We start from the raw sequence: 17,090 nt of genomic DNA on the forward strand, positions 1-17,090 counted from the left end.
GCTTGCTCCTCTGACGAGGACCGGCCGTCCTCGTCCTTCCCGGCACTGTATACGGCGCCGCGTCCGGGTGGCTGACACCGCCGTTGCCGGCCGGATTGCCGGAACCGTAGTGAACACACGGCCCTTGCGCGCTGTTTCCATTTCCGTCCTAGGCTGCCGTGCGTGAGTCACTCGGGACGTAACGCCCTGCTCGCCGCGAAGCGCGTGGTCGTGAAGATCGGCACCAACGCCCTCACCCATGCCACCGGCCGCTTCAACCGCGAGCACTTCGTGGCGCTGGGCAGGGATTTGCTGTGGGCGGCCCAGGGCCGCGAGCTGGTGGTGGTGTCCAGCGGCGCCATCGCCCTGGGCGTGGAGCGACTGGGCCTGTCCGCTCGGCCAAGGGACATCCCAGGCAAGCAGGCGTGCGCCGCGGTGGGACAGAGCCGGCTCATGCAGGCCTACGAGGACGTCTTCGGGGGGCAGGGGCAGGTGGTGGCGCAGGTGCTCCTCACCCACGAGGACATGCGCGACAGGCGGCGCTACCTCAACGTGAAGCACACGCTGGAGCGCCTGTTGTCCGCCAGTGTGGTGCCCGTCATCAACGAGAACGACACCGTCTCCGTGGATGAGCTGAAGTTCGGCGACAACGACACGCTCGCGGGGCTGGTCGCGGGCGTGGTGGAGGCCGATGCCCTCGTCCTCCTCTCCGACGTGGATGGCCTGCACACCGCCGACCCGCGACGGGACGCGGGGGCCCGCCTGCTGGAGACGGTGGAGGCGGTGACTCCCGAGGTCCTGGCACTCGCCGGAGGCACCTCCAGCGGCGTGGGCACGGGCGGCATGGCGACCAAGGTCCGCGCCGTCGCGAGCGCCGCGGAGCAGGGCATCCGGGGCGTCATCACCTCCGGCTCCGTGCCCGGTCGCCTGCGCGCCGTGCTGGAGGGCGAGCCCGTGGGCACCCTCTTCGAACCCACGGGAGCGCGCCGGGGTTCGCGTGCCGCGTGGATTGCCCATGCGCTGCGCCCGCTGGGCACACTCACCGTGGATGCCGGGGCACGCGAGGCCATCGTCCAGGGCAAGCGCAGCCTGCTGCCCAGCGGGGTGCGCGGCGTGGAGGGGGACTTCGACCGGGGCGACCCGGTGGATCTGGCGGACGAGTCGGGAGCGGTGTTCGCGCGGGGCCTCGCCTCGTACGACGCCCAGGAGCTGAGGCGCATCGCCGGACGGCGGACGTCCGACATCGAGTCGGTGCTGGGCTACCGCTACCTGGACGAAGCCGTGCACCGCGACGACCTGGCGGTGCTCTAGCGCTGGACGGGAGGGACGCGGGTCAGATGGAGCAGGCGGAGGAGCCGTTGCCGCCATCCGTGCCCAGCTGCATCAGCGCGCGGAACTCCGGAGAGTCCACCTTCATCAGGAGCAGTGACACTTCCAGCTCCCCGGGCACGCGGCCGAGCTGCAGCTTGCGCTGCTGCCCGTGGAGGAGCGCGAGCTCGGAGTGGCCCTTGGCTTCCGGCAGGAGCAGGTCCAACTGGAGGAGGAACGATTCGCCGTCCGCGCGGGGCATCAGCACCAGCCGGTAGTCGGCGAGCGGGGCTCCGGGACGGCGGCGCTCGGCGCGCAGCGTGCGACCCGTCTCTCCCAGGAGCTTGGGCTGGGCCACCAGTCGGCCTTCGCGCCAGACTTCCACGGCGAAGTAGAGAGGCTCGGCTCCAGCGGACGAAGGCATCACCCCACAGGCCAGCCCCAACAGCAGTGCCAGCCCGGCAACCACGTTACGGAAGGTGCGGTACATGGTGAGGTCCCTTCTGAAGCTGGCGCAGGAATATCCCAAGTCGCGCCCGTAGTGCGAGCCCTCCTTGGGAGGTCTTCGGGTTCCTACCCGAATGACAAATATCGCACAGATGAATACCTGCTTGCCTGTTCAGTCAAGGCCAGCTAACTGCCTGCCCCCCTCGCTGACCGGGCCGCTGTTTCCCACTGTCACGTACCCCTTCCTTGACCCCCCGGGGTCCGCCCGGCATCGTCGCCGATCTTCCCGAATGGACCGCACCGAACGCATCCTCGACCTCGTAGCCCTCTTGCTCGACGCCCGCGAGCCCATCTCATGGGCGGAGCTGCGCGAGCACTTCCCCGCTGACTACGGAGGTTCGGACGACGCCGCCGAGCGCAAGTTCGAGCGCGACAAGGCGGAGCTGGTGGAACTGGGCTTTCCGCTCACCTACGTCCAGGGCGATGACGAGCGCCGCGATGGCTACATCGTGGACCGTGACGCCTACTACCTGCCGGAGGCGGACCTGACGAAGGAGGAGCTGGCCGTGCTCTACGCCGCCGGCTCCGCGGCGCTCGCGTCCGGCGTCTTCCCCGGCAGGGATGACCTGGCGCACGCGCTGCGCAAGATTGGCTTCTTCGCGGGCGAGTCGCTGCCCACGCCCAGGGTCCGCATGGAACTGGGCGCCACCCAGGCGGGACAGGAGAAGGAGGTCTCCGCCCGCCTCGAGCAGCTCTGGGACGCCTGCGCCTCGCGCAAGTGGGTGGAGATGTCCTACGCCAGCCCCAAGCACCCGGGCACCACGCAGCGCAAGGTGGACCCCTACGGGCTCGCGTTGCGGCGGGGCGTCTGGACGCTCGTGGGCCACTGCCACCTGCGCGGCGGCCTGCGCACGTTCCATGTCCACCGCGTGCGCGAGCTGAAGGCGAACACCGCGCGTCCTCGCACGCCGGACTTCCAGGTGCCGGAGGACTTCTCGCTCGACAACCACGTGGCGTACTTCCCGTGGCAGCACCGCTTCCACGAGCCGCTGGAGGTCGTGCTGCGGCTGTCGGGTGCGCTGGCGTCGCGCGCCTCGGGCTTGTTCCCGGGCGCGGTGCTGGAGCCGGTGGCGGAGGGCGGTGTCACGCTCGCGCGGCTGAAGGTGAGCTTCCTGGATGGGCTCACGCGCTTCTGCCTCTCGCTGGGGGCGGACTGTGTCGTGGAGGGGCCGGAGAGTGCCCGGTCGCGGCTGCGGGAGATGGCCGCGCGCGTCGCCAACCGTCACGCGGACGCGCTGGAAGACAAGGTGAGCGCATGAGCAACGTCCACGAGCGGCTCCGCCGCCTGCTGTTCCTCGTCCCGTATGTGTCCAAGCACCCCGGCGTCACGGTGGAGGCGCTCGCGCGAGCCCTCAACATCAGCCGCGAGGACCTGCTGGAGGAGCTGGACCTGCTCACGTGCGTGGGCCGGCCACCCTTCAACCCGGACGACTACATCGACATCTACGTGGACAATGACCGCGTCTACGTGGACCTGGACCAGCGCCTGTTCGCGCCGCCCCGGCTGACCGCGGGAGAGGCCGCCGCGCTGGCCGCCTCGGCGGAGCTGTTGCGCCCGGCCTCCGGCGACGCGCTCCAGAGCGCCCTCCAGAAGCTGGAGCATGTGCTCCCACCCCAGGTGCGTGAGCGCTACCGGGAGATGTACCGGAAGATTGACGCCTCCACGGAGGCGCCCGAAGCGCTGGGGCCGCTCACCCGCGCCATTCTCGAAAGACGAGAAGTCACGTTCGGTTATGCCAGCCCGGGCCGGGCCGCCGAGCCGCGCCGGGTGCGTCCGTATGAGCTGCTCAGCCACCGGGGACAGTGGTATCTCCAGGGCTTCTGCCACACCCGGCAGGACGCTCGCCTGTTCCGGCTGGACCGGATGGAAGACCTCACCGTTACTGAAACGCCATTTCTCCCCCCGCCCGACGCCCGGGCGGACGTTCCCAACCCGGCCCGGAGCAGCTCCGAGGCGTCCGTGCGCGTGCGGTTCTCGCCCGTGGCGGCGCCCTATGTGAAGGAGCGCTTCGGCCAGGACGCTCGCCCGCTGGCCGATGGGGGCGTGGAAGTCCTCGTGGCCGGTGATAGCGAGCGCTGGCTCACGCAGTGGGTGCTGTCGTTTGGCGGCGAGGCGGAGGTGATGGAACCGGTCTCCGCGCGAGCGGCCGTTGCCCGAGCGGCGCGTGCCTCGATAGGATTGTAGGGCCCCCATGCCTTTCCAGCTGACGATCTCCGAGGGAAAAGACGCCGGCAAGGAGTTCGTCTTCGACCAGGACTCCGTGCTCATCGGTCGTACGTCCGAATGTGACGTCGTGCTGTACGACCCGGGCGTGTCCCGCAAACATTGCCGCCTGTTCCTCGATGGCGACGCCTACAGCGTCGAGGACCAGGGCAGCGCCAACGGCACCTTGCTCAACGGCACCGCGGTGCAGACGCAGGCCCTGGAGGACGGCGACAAGCTGACCCTGGGGCCGGTGACGTTCGTCTTCGCCCTGATGACGGATGAGCCCTCCACCGGCGAGGAGGAAGTGCCCGCGGGGGCGGAGGACGGCGCGAACAGCACCCGCATCGTCTCCGTGGACGCGCTGAAGCGTCAGCGCAACAAGGGCGTGGCCCTGGCTCCCGAGGGCGCGGACGAGGAGGCCCTGGAGGAGATGCGCCAGGGCGCCACGCGCAACAACCTGAGAGCGCTGCGGCCCGCGGGGCAGAGTGGTGCACGCGCGGCGCTGGCCGCGTCGTCGGAGCCCGCGGCCATCGAGAAGGCACCCTCGTCGGCCCCCGTGCCTCGCCGTCCTCCTGCGACCTCCGCGCCCGTGCGCGCGCGGCCGTCCTCCAATGCCGGTGCGGGCAGCGGCCTGTCCGCCGCCGAGCGCGCCCGCATCCGCCGTGAGTCTCCGGGCCTGGTGGCGAGCGCGAAGCTGTTCTGGGCGGACGCGAGCAACATGGTGCGAGGCGGCCTGGTGGGCGGCGCTGTCACCGTGGTGCTGGGACTCTTCGGCCTGTTGTACTGGCTGGTGCTCAGCGGCGCGGACACGGGACCGGTGGGCGAGGAGCCCTCGGTGCTCACCCAGCAGCCCATCCGCGACTCGTTCGGCCTGGGGCCCGACGTGACGTGGGCCCGGGCGGACATGAAGATTTTCGAGTGGGAGTACACCGCCGCCACCAAGGCCGTGGTCATCCTCCACTACCAGTCGCAGGGCATCTCCAAGGACGAGGTGATGGTCAGCGTCAACGGCGTGGACGTGGGCAAGGTGCCCCCGGACACGCTGGCCAGCCAGGACCGCTCGCTGGAGCTGATGATTCCGTCCCAGCACCTGAAGAAGGGCGAGCCCAACCGCATCGTCTTCGACAACACCAAGAATCCGCCGGGCGAGGACCCCTGGCGTATCTGGAACGTGTGGGTCGAGCGCGCGCTGTTGCCGGACCTGCTGCCCGAGGAGCTGCTGCGTCAGGCCACCGAGTCCTACAAGCGCGGCCGGAAGAACAACGACACGCCGGACATTGGCGCCCGCAACCGCTACGAGGCGTGGAAGTCCTTCCGCGAGGCGTGGCTGATGCTGGAGGCCCACCCGGAGCCCAAGCCGGACCTCTACTACGAGGCCCAGGAGCGCATGAAGGTGGCGCAGCAGGAGCTGGACCGGACCTGCGCCAAGCTGCTGCTGGAGGTGGAGGGCTACTACAACCAGGGCAACTACAAGGCCGCTTCCGCCACCCTGGACCACGTGAAGCAGTACTTCCCGGAGTTTGACCAGCCGTGTGCCACCCGCGCCGAGAACAAGCGCGGAGAGTACGGGCTGTAGCCGCCCCCCAGCTTTCGCGAGCTTGCACCGTCCCGCACCGGACGGTGCATCACCCTGGAGGGCCGTTCAGGCGGCCCTTCGGGTTGCCGCTCCGTGGCGCCGTCCTCACCGTGAGGACCATGCGCGACCTGGAGGTGATGAGCGAGAGGACGGGAGTGTCGGGAGAGGCGCTTCCCGAGCCCGGCTGTGCCCAGAGCCCCCTGCCAGAGCGAGCGCCCGTCTGGAGCCCCGGTGTCTCCGGCCTGCTCCTGGCGCGCTACTACCTGCCGCGCGGCCACGCGGTGACTCGGGGCAACGCGTGCGTGCTCCTGCGCGACGGCGTGGAGGCGTATCCGGCGATGCTGGAGGCCATCCGGCGGGCCCGGCGCTATATCCGCCTGGAGACGTACATGTTCATCACCGACGCCGTCGGTGAGCTGTTCGGCACGGCGCTCGCGGAGGCCGCCGAGCGCGGCGTGCACGTGAAGGTGCTCTACGACGCGGTGGGCTCCTGGACGAGCCGGAAGGGCTACTTCGAGGAGCTGCGCCAGCGCGGCGTGGACATCCGCCCCTTCAAGCCCTTCAACCTGTCGCACGGCTGGCGACACCTGCTGCGCCGGGACCACCGCAAAATCCTCGTCGTGGACGGCGAGGTCGCCTTCACCGGCGGGGTGAACATCTCCGCGCACTGGGCCCCGGAAGGGGAGGGCGCCGGGTGGCGCGACGACGTGCTGCGAATCGAAGGCCCCGCGGTGCACGCCCTGGAGCGGCGCTTCCTGGCCACCTGGCGGATGATGTTCCAGAACCGCATCCACCGCTGGGCGTCCGGGCTGCAGCACCGCCTGCGCCGGCGTCGGGCCGCGTCCCCGCGAGGCGCCACGGGGCTGGCGGTGCTGTCCAGCCGGCGGAGCATCCACCGCGCCTATCTGCACGCCATCCAGCGCTCCCGGCGCAGCGTGCTCATCGCCGCGGCGTACTTCGTGCCGGACCGCAAGCTCGTCGCCGCCCTGCGCGACGCGGCCCGGCGGGGCGTGGAGGTGAGCCTGCTCCTCAACGCCCGCAGCGACCACCCCTTGCTGGAGTTCGTCACCCGGGCCTTCTACGAGAAGCTCCTGGGGGCGGGGGTGCGCATCTTCGAGTGGCAGCGCGGTGTGCTCCACGCGAAGACGGCCGTGGTGGACGGGGCCTGGGGCACCATCGGCTCCTTCAACCTGGAGCGGCTGAGCCTGGCCTTCAACCACGAGGTGAACGCCGTGTTCGCCGACCCCAAGCTGGGCCAGGAACTGGAGGACTCCTTCCGAGCGGACTGCGGTGATTGCCGCGAGGTGACGCTGGCGGAATTCCGCCGCCGGCCCCTCTGGCGCAAGCTGCTGGAGCGCGCCCTGTACAGCCTGCGCAAGGTGTTCTGAGGGACGCGGTCTTGTCCCCGGCCCGCCGCGCCGTTACGGACAGGGTGTCTCAGACGACATTCCCCAGGGGGACGCATGGTTCCGATGAGCGGGGCTGGACTCTTGCTGGGTCAACAGTCCATCGCCGGATGCGCGTGCAGGAACCCTTTGCAACGCGTCAAAGGCGATCCTAGAAGTCCCCACATCCTGCGCACGGAAGGGCACCGCACATGACCGACAGTTTCGGCACGAAGTCCAAGCTCCAGGTGGGCTCGGCCACCTATGACTACTTCAGCCTGAGCAAGCTGGCCAAGGCACATCCCTCGGTGGATCGCCTTCCCTTCTCGTTGAAGGTGCTGCTGGAGAACCTGCTGCGCAACGAGGATGGCCGCGTCGTCAAGCGTGAGCACGTCGAGAAGATGCTGGCGTGGGACCCCAAGGCCACCCCGGACGTGGAGATTTCCTTCCACCCCGCGCGCGTGCTCCTCCAGGACTTCACCGGCGTGCCCGCCGTGGTGGACATGGCGGCGATGCGCGAGGCCCTGGCCACCATGGGTGGCGACCCCGCCAAAATCAATCCGCGCAACCCCGCCGACCTGGTCATCGACCACTCGGTGCAGATCGACTCCTTCGCCACGACGGCGGCCTTCAAGGAGAACGCGGAGCTGGAGTTCGAGCGCAACCGCGAGCGCTACGCCTTCCTGCGCTGGGGACAGAGCGCGTTCAAGGGCTTTGGCGTCGTCCCGCCGGACATCGGCATCTGCCACCAGGTCAATCTGGAGTTCCTGGCGCAGGTGACGTTCCGTCAGGGGACCACGGTGTACCCGGACACGCTGGTGGGCACCGACAGCCACACGACGATGATCAACGGCCTGGGCGTGGTGGGCTGGGGCGTGGGCGGCATCGAGGCGGAGGCCGCGCTGCTCGGCCAGCCGATTACGATGCTCATCCCCCAGGTGGTGGGCTTCAAGCTCACCGGCGCGCTGCCCGCGGGCGCCACCGCGACGGACCTGGTGCTCACCGTCACGCAGATGCTTCGCAAGAAGGGCGTGGTCGGCAAGTTCGTGGAGTTCTTCGGCACCGGCCTCAAGGGCCTGTCCCTCCCGGACCGCGCCACCATCGCGAACATGGCGCCCGAGTACGGGGCGACCATCGGCTTCTTCCCCGTGGACGAGGAGAGCCTCAACTACCTGCGCTTCACCGGCCGTCCCGACGCCGTCGTCGCCCTCACGGAGTCCTACGCCAAGGAGCAGGGCCTGTGGCGCAAGGATGACGCGCCGGAGCCGCTCTTCACCGACACGCTGGAGCTGGACCTGGCCACGGTGGTCCCCAGCCTCGCGGGCCCCAAGCGTCCGCAGGACCGCGTCCCGCTGACGGACATGAAGTCCGGCTACGAGAAGTCGCTCGTGGAGATGCTCGCGGCCGGCAAGAGCAAGGGCGAGGACGACGAGGGTGGCGGCAAGGCCAAGGCCCCCGCGGCCCAGGTCCCTCCGGAGCGGCTGGCGCAGACCGTCACCGTGAAGCAGGGTCGGGAGAGCTACCAGCTGGGCCACGGCGCGGTGGTGATTGCGTCGATTACGTCCTGCACCAACACGTCCAACCCGGCGGTGCTGGTGGGCGCGGGCCTGCTCGCGAAGAAGGCCGTGGAGAAGGGCCTCAACCCCAAGCCCTGGGTGAAGACGAGCCTGGCGCCTGGCAGCCGCGTCGTCACCGAGTACCTGCGTGACTCGGGCCTGTTGCCCTACCTGGAGGCCGTCGGCTTCCACGTGGTGGGCTACGGCTGCACCACGTGCATCGGCAACTCCGGTCCGCTGACGGAGCCCGTCGCCAACGCCGTCGTCGAGGGAGACCTCGTCGTCGCCGCGGTGCTCTCCGGCAACCGCAACTTCGAGGGCCGCATCAACCCGCACGTGCGCATGAACTACCTGGCCAGCCCTCCGCTGGTGGTGGCCTACGCGCTCGCCGGCGAGGTGGGGCTGGACATGGACAAGGAGCCGCTGGGCCTGGACCCCAATGGTCGCCCCGTGTTCCTCAAGGACATCTGGCCCACCAACGAGGAAATCAAGACGGTCATCCGCGCGTCGGTGAAGCCCGAGCAGTTCCGCAGCCAGTACGCCAACGCCATGGACGGCGACGCGCTCTGGCAGCAGCTGCCCGTGGGCAAGGGCTCCACGTTCCAGTGGGACATCAAGTCCACCTACGTGCGCAAGCCGCCCTTCTTCGAGAACCTCCCGAAGGAGCCCAAGGCCACGCAGGACATCAAGGGCGCGCGCGTGCTGGCGCTCCTGGGTGACTCCGTGACGACGGACCACATCTCGCCCGCAGGCAACATCGCCAAGACGAGCCCGGCGGCCAAGTACCTGATGGCGGAGGGCGTGGAGCCCAAGGACTTCAACTCCTACGGCGCGCGTCGCGGCAACCACGAGGTGATGGTGCGCGGCACCTTCGCCAACATCCGCCTGAAGAACCTGCTCGTGCCCGGCGTGGAGGGTGGCGTCACCGTGCACATCCCCACCCGCGAGCGGATGAGCATCTACGACGCCTCCATGAAGTACCAGGCGGACAACACCGCGCTGGTGGTGCTGGCCGGCGCCGAGTACGGCACGGGCTCCAGCCGTGACTGGGCGGCCAAGGGCACGCAGTTGCTCGGCGTGAAGGCCGTCATCGCCAAGAGCTTCGAGCGCATCCACCGCTCCAACCTCGTGGGCATGGGCGTGCTGCCCCTGCAGTTCGAGGCGGGCCAGGACGCGCAGTCGCTCGGCCTCACCGGCCACGAGACGTTCGAAATCACGGGCATCGCGCAGGATTTGGCGCCGCAGAAGAAGCTCACCGTGAAGGCCACGGGTGAGGGCGGCACCAAGGAGTTCACCGCGGTGTGCCGCATCGACACGCCGAACGAGCTCGACTACTACCGGCACGGCGGCATCCTCCAGTACGTGCTGCGCCAGCTCGCGAAGGCGTAGTCCTCCCGGAAGACAGAGACCGGCACCCGCTTTCCTCGGCGGGTGCGGGACTCGCACAGCGGCCCGGAGTGCCCATGTGGCGCTCCGGGCCGTCGTGTCTCAGAGCTCCTTGAGCCGGGCCCAGGCGGCGCGGTAGCGGGCCAGCCGCTCCGTGTCCCTGGCCGTCACCGCGGTGAGCCGGCGCACGTCCATGTTGTCTTCCAGGTCCGCGAGCTTCACCCGCCGCGCCAGCGCGTCCGGACGCAGGCGCTCGATGAAGGCCTCGTACGTCTCGTGCTCCCGCCGCGTGAGGCCCTCCAGCGCGCGCAGCACTTGCTCCGGATAGCCCTGCTCCCGCAGCCGCTCCAGCGTCCAGGGCGTGTCCTCCACCACATCGTGAAGGATTGCGACGGTGCGCTCCTCCTCCGTCTCCAGCCGCATCATCAGCCGCAGCGGGTGCAGGATGTAGGGCTGGCCCGCCTTGTCCCGCTGGCCGCGGTGCGCCTCCACGGCGAGGGCAATCGCGTCTTCGAGGGTGGGCATTCCAGGTGTCCTTCGTGAGGCGCGGCGTCGAGGCCAGCGGAAGTCAGGGCCGCGTCAGTTGTGGTTGCCGGAGCCCGTTCCCGTGGTGCCCTGGGACGTGTTGGCGCCGCCTCCGCCGTTGTAGCTGAGCAGTCCCTCGAGCGCGAGGGTGGTGGGGCTCTGCGTCCCGTCGCTGCGGCGGGGGCGCAGCGTCTTGGAGATGCACACCGCGCCAACGACGACCACCTGGTCATTGTCGCGCCGCCAGTTGGGGGCGACGGGGTCGAACTCGTCCTCGTTGTCGCGGATGTAGAGGTACACGTCGTCCTCGCCGTCACCGTCCACGTCGGCGAAGAGGGCGCGCTTCGCGGTGCGCAGCGCGGTGGAGAACGGGTCCGCGGGCGTCGGGTTGAACGTGGAGCGCACCGGGTCGTGGATGGTCGGCGCGGCGAGATAGGTGTTCCAGTTCGAGTAGTTGCGCCCGTAGTAGCTGCGCGCGAGCTGGAGACCGCTCTCCGCGCAGCTCTGCCGCTGGCCGGTGCGGCTGCTGGCGACGGCGCGCACGCGCTCACCGCCCGCGTACACCATGAGGCTGGCGACCAGGCCCAGCAGCACGGTGACGAGCATGACCACGACAATCAACGTGGCGCCGCGAGCGGCGCGGTGGAAGGGCTTGCGCGACTTGGGGCTCATGGCGCTCACAGGTTGGCGGCCGCCAGGTTGGGCAGCTCCAGACGGCGGGTGTAGAGGCTGCGGTAGAAGCCATCCGCGGCGACGGCGGCCGGCGGCACGTGGTTCTCCGTGGTGATGGGCTTGTCGTCCGCCAGCACCGCGGTGCTCTGCGTGTTGCGGCGCGGGTTGCGGCCGGTGGCCACCACGCTGACGCGCACCGTGCGCAGGCCCGGCTCGAAGCCGGAGCCCAGCCCGTGCCGCCATATGTACTGGGACGGGTCCTCCTGGCCCGAGGCGTCGAAGCCGAAGGCCACCTGCAGGTCCTCCACGTTCTCCTGCACGACGAAGGGCGGGGTCGCCGCCGGCTCCGAGAAGGGCCTGCCCAGCGCATCCGCCACCAGCGTGCCTTCCGTGCGCAAGAGCGACGGCCGGCCCGACGTGGGGTGGGGGCCGATGAAGAAGTGCACCAGCCGCACCGGATAGACGAGGTCCCCGCTCTGGTAGCCGCCCTTCTCCGGCGCGTTGGAGAAGCCGACCGTCCCCGCCTCGGCGTAGTTCACCTGGCCCGGCACTCCTGGAGACGGCGGAGTGACGACGATGTTGGAGATGAGCGCGGCGCTCGTCATGTTGCTGACCAGGTGGAGCGAGGTCGGCTTGAGGCTCTGCGTGCACGTCACCTGGAGCGCGCCCGTACCGGGGCGCACCACGGAGACCGCGGCGCCGGGCGTGACGCAGGGCTCGCCCAGGTAGTCGCGGTCCGGCACCACCAGCCACAAGTCGTCGCTGCCGTTGGCGGTGGGCGTGTTGGGAGTGGTGCCCAGGCCGGTGGTGCCGTCGCGGCCGAAGATGGCGCTGACACGCACGGGCACGCCGGCCTGGCGCACCCAGATGCCGCCGGGCGCGCCCGCGCCGGCCTGGCGCACCATGCTCATGATGGCCTCGCCGGCGAACCGGGAGGCGTCATGGCTGTCGGCCGTGTGCTCCGTGTTGTGGACGATGCGGCTGCCCGCCATCATCAGCGCCGCCGCGGCCGCGATGATGATGGCCGTGAGGGCCAGGGCGACCATCGTCTCCAGCAGGGTCATTCCTCGCCGGGCTCTCATTGGACGAACACCTCGTTGTGGAACTGGGCGCGCTCCGCGGTGTCGCCCTTGCGCACGACGCGGGTCCACACCGTCACGGGCCGCGAGCCCGCGGGAAGGAGCGCGGAGGCCGCGGTGGGCACGTCGAGCGGCAGGCCGGTCGTCACGAGAATCTCCCGGCAGTACGTGCCGTCCGGCAGCGAGGCGTCGTTGCACGCCGTGTTGGCGGGGATGCCCGCGAGCGGCTCCACCTGGCCGGTGGCGGACAGCTTGAAGTACGCCCCGGAGCTGGGGTCACCGGCCACGGGCACGCTCGGGTCCGCCCGCCACGGCGCGGTGCCGGGAGCAATCTTGGTGGGGGCCAGCGTGGGACGCGCCACCGCCTGCGCGAGCAGCGGGCCCTTGGCGGCCAGCCACAGCCGCTGCGTGCTCGCCTCGAGCAGGTGTCGCTTCACCTGGAGCAACTGCCCGTCGTGCACGTCGCGCGAGGCGAACACCATTCCGCCCACCGCGCCGGTGGCGGCGAGCGCCAACACCATCATCGCGATGAGCACTTCGATGAGACTGGAGCCCCGAGGGGCGCGAGGATGTGAGTTCATTCGAAGAACCTCTGGCTCCAGTTGAGCAGCCGGAAGATGAAGCCACCCTGGCCATTGACGCGCAGTTCCTCGTTCGGGCTGGAGGGGCCCTTGGCGCCGGAGTTGTCGATGCGCGTGTTGGTGATGCGGCTGACCTCCAGCCCCACCACGTAGTCTTGCGACGAGGCGCCGTTCTCGCGGTGGTACACCGTGACGCCTCCGAAGTTGGCCAGGTTCAGGCCGGACAGGTTCGTGGCCGCGGCGCTGGCCGAGGTGGCGGTGTTGCCCAAATCCAGCTTCCAGGTGTTGCCGGACATCATCCCGTCGAGCGCCATCAGGTCGCCCAGCTTCCCGTTGGCCGTGCTGAAGTACGCGGTGCGTCCCGCAACGGTGATGTTGCCGTAGATGTGTCGGGGACCCGCGAAGGACAGGGGGAAGGGGGCGGGCTCCTGGAGCACGCCCTGGTTCTCGGCCAGGGTGTGCGCGCTCGAGGCCGTAATCGGGGCGTTGTTCAGCTTGAAGCCGTCCACGCCCATGGGCAGCCGCCGCTTGCGGTCCAGCATCGCCAGGTGCACCTGGCCCGCGGCACCCGGCTGCACCCAGTCCACGCCGCCCGTGCCCACCATGGCGATGAGCTCACCCTCGTAGCCCTTCAGGGCGGTGCCGGTGGTGATGTCCTGCGGCAGCCGCGCCAGCGCCACGTTGGTGGTGATGGGCCGGCGCTCGGTGTCGGTGGAGTCGGTGTCCAGCGCGGAGTACTTGCACGGCGATGTCTCCGAGCACGAGGGGCCCAGGCGCAGCACGTTGGAGTTCTGCCCGGTGGCGCCGTCCAGCTCCCACAGCCGTCCCTCCATGTCGCCCACGTACAGGCGCGAGGCGCCGCCTGTGTCCGTCAGCACGGTGGGCGCGGTGGGCGAGGTGTTGTCCACCCAGCTCTGCGTGTAGTCCTGCTCCCACTGCCACAGCTTCTGGCCGGTGGCGGCGTCGATGGCGAAGACCTCCATGCCGAACGCGGGCGCGCCGGAGGCGCCCGAGCTGCTGGAGGCGACGAACACGGCATAGACGGGCTCCAGGCCCTGGCGCACCACGCCCACGGACAGACCGCGCGTGCCGCCCAGGCCCCCGTAGTTGTAGAGGCCGGAGGGCTCACGGCCCGGGTCCGCCTGGGGCGCCATGAGGAAGCGCGCGTCCTTCTCCTTCCACTTCACCGCCCACTGCGTGCCGCCCGTGTCGCGGTCCGCCAGCTCCACCGGCGCGAACGCCGGGACGGCGCCCGTCTGCGCGTGGCTGCCCACCAGGTGCCACAGCAGCACCGGGCGCAACGGGTTCGTGATGTCCATGGCGAACAAGTCCCGGCCCGGGTTGCCCACGTTGGCCACGAGCACCGTGTGCCACTCGCGCTTGCCGCTGCCCACGAAGTCCGCGAAGACGTCCATCACCACCGGCGCGCTGTTGACGCGCGCGTTGTTGCTGCGCAGCCACGGAATCTGCGTGGCCGGCAGGAAGCTCCACAGCTCCGTGCCCCGAGCCGGCGTCGCGCCGCCGAGGAAGCTCTGGCTCCAGTTCTTCGGGAAGGCGGAGGCCGCGGGGCTGACGTTCGGGAAGGACAGCGTCTCCGCCGGGCCGTCGTAGCCAGCGCCGCCCGACACGTAGAAGGCGTGGAGCTGGCCGTCCAGGCCCGCCGCGTACGCCACGGTGGGGCGGGGCGCGCCCTGGTCCGGGATGTTCGCGCTGGCCTTCACCACCGCGGGCGCGGAGTGGACGAAGCCGCCCAGGTGCGCGCGGTTGTCCGCCTCGTCGTTGTTGCACTGGCTGTCGGAGGGCTCGAGGATGGGCGTGCCCGAGGCGTCGTTCCCCGAGCTGGTGGCGATGCAGAAGCCGCGCACGCGCTGGAGCAGCTGCGCCACCGCGTCGAAGTCCGCGGTGTGCTTCGCCTTGTTGACGGCCTCCGTGCTCTGCCCGAAGTCGGTGCCCGGCAGCTGCGGGGAGTACTGCACCGCCTGCTGCAAGTCGCACACGCCATCGCCCGTCGGGGTGGTGATGAAGTCGAAGCGCGACGTGCCGTCGGGGTTCTGGGCCTCGCCCAGCTTCAGCACGTCCACGCAGCCCGAGTTGGGGGCGGTGCCGTAGTTGGCGTTGATGTCGGTGCCGTCCACGTTTTGCGGCTTCCAGCCCACCTGGAGCACCCCGCGCGGAGCGCGCAGGCCAGCGCCCAGCGAGGGATTGGTCCGCACCTGTCCACCGAAGTAGGTGAAGAGGTTGCGCTCGCCGGGGCGGGGCAGCGCGGTGTCCGCGTCCCACAGGGTGGAGGAGTCCAGGTTGCTCTCGCCCGTGGCGAGCGCGTCGCCGCCGATGAGCGAGTGGGCGCGCAGGTGGCCCGGGAAGTATGGGAACACCCACTGCGAACCCTGGGCGTGCACGTACGTGTCCACGCCGGGCGGATAACCCGACACCGCGTCGTAGGTGGCCGCGAACACCAGGGCGCGAGACCCGTCGGAGTCGCTGCCGTTGGTGTCGTCGAAGGCGACGGGCGCGGAGAGGGCGCGCTCGCTGCTCAGGGGCTCGGAGCCGAGGTTGAGCAGCGTGTTGAGCACGATGCGCGTGCCGGGGACGCTCGACTTGAAGTCGTGGCCCGCGAGATAGACGATGGTCGCCTTCTTCGGGTCATTGTCCTTCTGGTTGAAGCTGAAGAAGTCGTGCCCGCGCCGGTTGTCCTCCGCGACCTGGGCGGCGTTGTCGAAGACGTGCTCGTCCTTGTGGCCGTACCAGCTCACCGCCAGACGGCGCACCCCGTCCTTGTAAGTCACGCGGTAGTTCTCCGTGTGGCCCACCACGCTGTTGAAGCGGAAGTCTCCCATCTGGGAGAACGGGTCTCCGGCGTTGGGGTAGAGGATGCATTCCTGCCGGTTGGCCAGCGGCTGGGCCATGTAGTCCGGGTCCGTGCAGTTGCGCCCGTCCCAGTCATCGCCATCGCTGAGCTTGTTGTACTGGAAGTTGCTCGCCCCCTGGAACCGGGAGCTGAGCACCGGCGTGTTGTCCGGGCGCCTCGTCGTCTCGTAGGACCAGATGCTCGCGCACTCGGCGAACAGGCCGTTGCCGCGCTGGTTGGTGAAGTGCGCGATGTTGTTGAGGGCGTTCTCGCGCTGCGTCGTCGCGCCGTCGCCGTTGGCCACGTACTCATTGCGGGCTTCGTTTCCGATTTCCCAGTGGGGCGCCCAGAACACCTTGTAGCGAGGCTTCTGGGTGACGGGGTCCACCGCGTTGAGCAGCCCCTTGGTGAAGGTGGCCGTGGAGATGAGGTCCACGTTGGCGTGGAGCGCGTCGTAGATGAGGCCGGGCTTCTTGTTGTTGAGCGTGCAGCCCGACGTCGTCCCCTCGGGGCAACCACCGGCTCCCGGGAAGTCCAGGCCCGCGTTGCGCAGGTAGTCGTCCAACATGCCGCCCTTCACCAGGGGGTCTCCGTTGCTGTTCTTGCCGTCGGACAAGTCCAGCAGGGCGATTCTGGGCGGGACGCGGTTGATGCGGCGGGCCACTGGCGCGGTGAACTCGATGGTGGCCTGGTGCATGCGCACGTGGTGGCAGCCGCTGTTGTTCTTGAAGGTGGCGCAGTCGTTCGCGCACGCGGTGCGGAACTTCTCCGGGGACAGGTCGCCGGTGCCGTCGCGGATGAAGTCGATGACGTACTTGGCATCCGCCGCGTCGATGATGAAGGCGCCGCCCATGTACCGCACCGTGCTGAAGCGCGGGCCGGTGACGGTGTTGTTCAGCGTCGCGGCGGTGAAGAACGGGCGGGCGTTGGCGGCCGTGGTGGTGAAGTTCTCGATGGCGCCGTACGGATAGATGCCGGTGGCGGGGAGCGCGCTGCCGTAGTTCACCGGCACCACGGGCTGCTCCGCGGTGTTGGTGATGGTGAAGTCGCAGCCGTCGTTCCACCGCGTGTCGTTGACGGGCGCCGGCGGTGTGTGGCGGTTGGTGGGCACGCACCGGTTGGGCGACGCCTTCAAATCATTGATGGCCAGATACACCGTCACCGGGTGGCTGGCGTTGGCGCCTCCTGGCTGGTTCGACTGGAGGATGCGCCACACCAGTCCGTACGCGGACAGCGAGCCGCAGCCCCGCTGGAAGGTGGCCTGCTCGGGAATGATGAGCGCGCCGCGACTGAAGGTGACGAGGTCCGTCGCCGAGGCGGGCAGTGCCACCAGCAAGGACATGGCGACGAGCGCGCGCCACAGCGTGGAAGAAGGGGGCCGAGGAGTCATGGGGTGCTCCCACCGGGGGTGAACCGACCCAATCCGGGTCAGCTTCGCCACCTCTCTGCACGCCATATGCCCGGGTGCGCCGCGCGCTCGCC

Annotated in this window: 12 protein-coding genes; 6 read left to right on the forward strand and 6 right to left on the reverse strand. The window is 69.8% G+C overall.

Annotation, left to right across the window (positions count from 1 at the left end):
• The first annotated feature begins 162 nt into the window (after positions 1-162).
• Positions 163-1,290 carry a glutamate 5-kinase gene (gene proB / locus HUA74_RS12765; RefSeq protein WP_371817230.1) on the forward strand — a complete coding sequence of 376 codons (1,128 nt, stop codon included), beginning with the start codon at positions 163-165 and terminating at the stop codon, positions 1,288-1,290.
• Positions 1,291-1,312: 22 nt separating this feature from the next.
• On the opposite strand, the gene HUA74_RS12770 is transcribed toward proB, so the two are convergent.
• Positions 1,313-1,777 carry a hypothetical protein gene (locus HUA74_RS12770; RefSeq protein WP_141642701.1) on the reverse strand — a complete coding sequence of 155 codons (465 nt, stop codon included), beginning with the start codon at positions 1,775-1,777 and terminating at the stop codon, positions 1,313-1,315.
• A 247-nt stretch (positions 1,778-2,024) separates the two neighbouring features.
• Here HUA74_RS12770 and HUA74_RS12775 point away from each other — a divergent pair, with 247 nt between their 5' ends.
• The 5 genes from HUA74_RS12775 to acnA all read left to right on the forward strand — a co-directional run bounded on the left by HUA74_RS12775 (position 2,025) and on the right by acnA (position 9,906).
• A complete protein-coding gene (locus HUA74_RS12775; RefSeq protein ID WP_174454759.1) occupies positions 2,025-3,053 on the forward strand; it encodes a YafY family protein in 1,029 nt (342 codons plus the stop codon).
• On the forward strand, positions 3,050-3,979 hold the full coding sequence (locus tag HUA74_RS12780) for a WYL domain-containing protein (RefSeq protein ID WP_141642699.1): 930 nt from the start codon (positions 3,050-3,052) through the stop codon (positions 3,977-3,979). The genes HUA74_RS12775 and HUA74_RS12780 overlap by 4 nt, the downstream gene beginning before the upstream one ends.
• 7 nt (positions 3,980-3,986) lie before the next feature.
• Positions 3,987-5,576, forward strand: coding sequence for an FHA domain-containing protein (locus HUA74_RS12785; protein ID WP_174454760.1), 1,590 nt, complete (start codon positions 3,987-3,989; stop codon positions 5,574-5,576).
• Positions 5,577-5,713: 137 nt separating this feature from the next.
• Entirely contained in the window at positions 5,714-6,964 is a 1,251-nt protein-coding gene (locus HUA74_RS12790) for a phosphatidylserine/phosphatidylglycerophosphate/cardiolipin synthase family protein (RefSeq protein WP_246137169.1), read from the forward strand.
• 209 nt (positions 6,965-7,173) lie between these two features.
• On the forward strand, positions 7,174-9,906 hold the full coding sequence (gene acnA, locus HUA74_RS12795) for an aconitate hydratase AcnA (RefSeq protein ID WP_141642697.1): 2,733 nt from the start codon (positions 7,174-7,176) through the stop codon (positions 9,904-9,906).
• Between the two features lie 99 nt (positions 9,907-10,005).
• Here the strand turns inward: acnA and HUA74_RS12800 are convergent, their stop codons facing one another.
• From HUA74_RS12800 to HUA74_RS12820, 5 genes are read right to left on the reverse strand one after another with little or no spacing between them, the layout of a single operon-like run.
• Complete coding sequence (locus HUA74_RS12800; protein ID WP_141642696.1) at positions 10,006-10,428, reverse strand: HD domain-containing protein; 423 nt, start codon at positions 10,426-10,428, stop codon at positions 10,006-10,008.
• A 54-nt stretch (positions 10,429-10,482) separates the two neighbouring features.
• Positions 10,483-11,100 carry a hypothetical protein gene (locus tag HUA74_RS12805; protein WP_174454761.1) on the reverse strand — a complete coding sequence of 206 codons (618 nt, stop codon included), beginning with the start codon at positions 11,098-11,100 and terminating at the stop codon, positions 10,483-10,485.
• Positions 11,101-11,105: 5 nt separating this feature from the next.
• Entirely contained in the window at positions 11,106-12,164 is a 1,059-nt protein-coding gene (locus HUA74_RS12810; RefSeq protein ID WP_254625030.1) for a PilW family protein, read from the reverse strand.
• 14 nt (positions 12,165-12,178) lie between these two features.
• Positions 12,179-12,760 (reverse strand): type II secretion system protein J, encoded by a 582-nt coding sequence (locus HUA74_RS12815; RefSeq protein WP_174454763.1) that lies wholly within the window; start codon positions 12,758-12,760, stop codon positions 12,179-12,181.
• A complete protein-coding gene (locus HUA74_RS12820) occupies positions 12,757-16,998 on the reverse strand; it encodes a hypothetical protein (protein WP_174454764.1) in 4,242 nt (1,413 codons plus the stop codon). The genes HUA74_RS12815 and HUA74_RS12820 overlap by 4 nt, the downstream gene beginning before the upstream one ends.
• Between the last annotated feature and the right edge of the window lie 92 nt (positions 16,999-17,090).

This window comes from Myxococcus sp. CA051A, from assembly GCF_013336705.1.
Classification (GTDB): domain Bacteria; phylum Myxococcota; class Myxococcia; order Myxococcales; family Myxococcaceae; genus Myxococcus; species Myxococcus llanfairpwllgwyngyllgogerychwyrndrobwllllantysiliogogogochensis.

Bases quoted from the DNA above. Each gene is read 5' to 3' on its own strand.
- HUA74_RS12775 (WP_174454759.1), top strand. From the start codon at position 2,025: ATGGACCGCACCGAACGCATCCTCGACCTCGTAGCCCTCTTGCTCGAC.
- acnA (WP_141642697.1), top strand. From the start codon at position 7,174: ATGACCGACAGTTTCGGCACGAAGTCCAAGCTCCAGGTGGGCTCGGCC.
- HUA74_RS12820 (WP_174454764.1), bottom strand. From the start codon at position 16,998: ATGACTCCTCGGCCCCCTTCTTCCACGCTGTGGCGCGCGCTCGTCGCC.
- HUA74_RS12815 (WP_174454763.1), bottom strand. From the start codon at position 12,760: ATGAACTCACATCCTCGCGCCCCTCGGGGCTCCAGTCTCATCGAAGTG.
- HUA74_RS12785 (WP_174454760.1), top strand. From the start codon at position 3,987: ATGCCTTTCCAGCTGACGATCTCCGAGGGAAAAGACGCCGGCAAGGAG.
- HUA74_RS12770 (WP_141642701.1), bottom strand. From the start codon at position 1,777: ATGTACCGCACCTTCCGTAACGTGGTTGCCGGGCTGGCACTGCTGTTG.
- HUA74_RS12800 (WP_141642696.1), bottom strand. From the start codon at position 10,428: ATGCCCACCCTCGAAGACGCGATTGCCCTCGCCGTGGAGGCGCACCGC.
- HUA74_RS12780 (WP_141642699.1), top strand. From the start codon at position 3,050: ATGAGCAACGTCCACGAGCGGCTCCGCCGCCTGCTGTTCCTCGTCCCG.
- HUA74_RS12810 (WP_254625030.1), bottom strand. From the start codon at position 12,164: ATGACCCTGCTGGAGACGATGGTCGCCCTGGCCCTCACGGCCATCATC.
- HUA74_RS12790 (WP_246137169.1), top strand. From the start codon at position 5,714: ATGAGCGAGAGGACGGGAGTGTCGGGAGAGGCGCTTCCCGAGCCCGGC.
- HUA74_RS12805 (WP_174454761.1), bottom strand. From the start codon at position 11,100: ATGAGCCCCAAGTCGCGCAAGCCCTTCCACCGCGCCGCTCGCGGCGCC.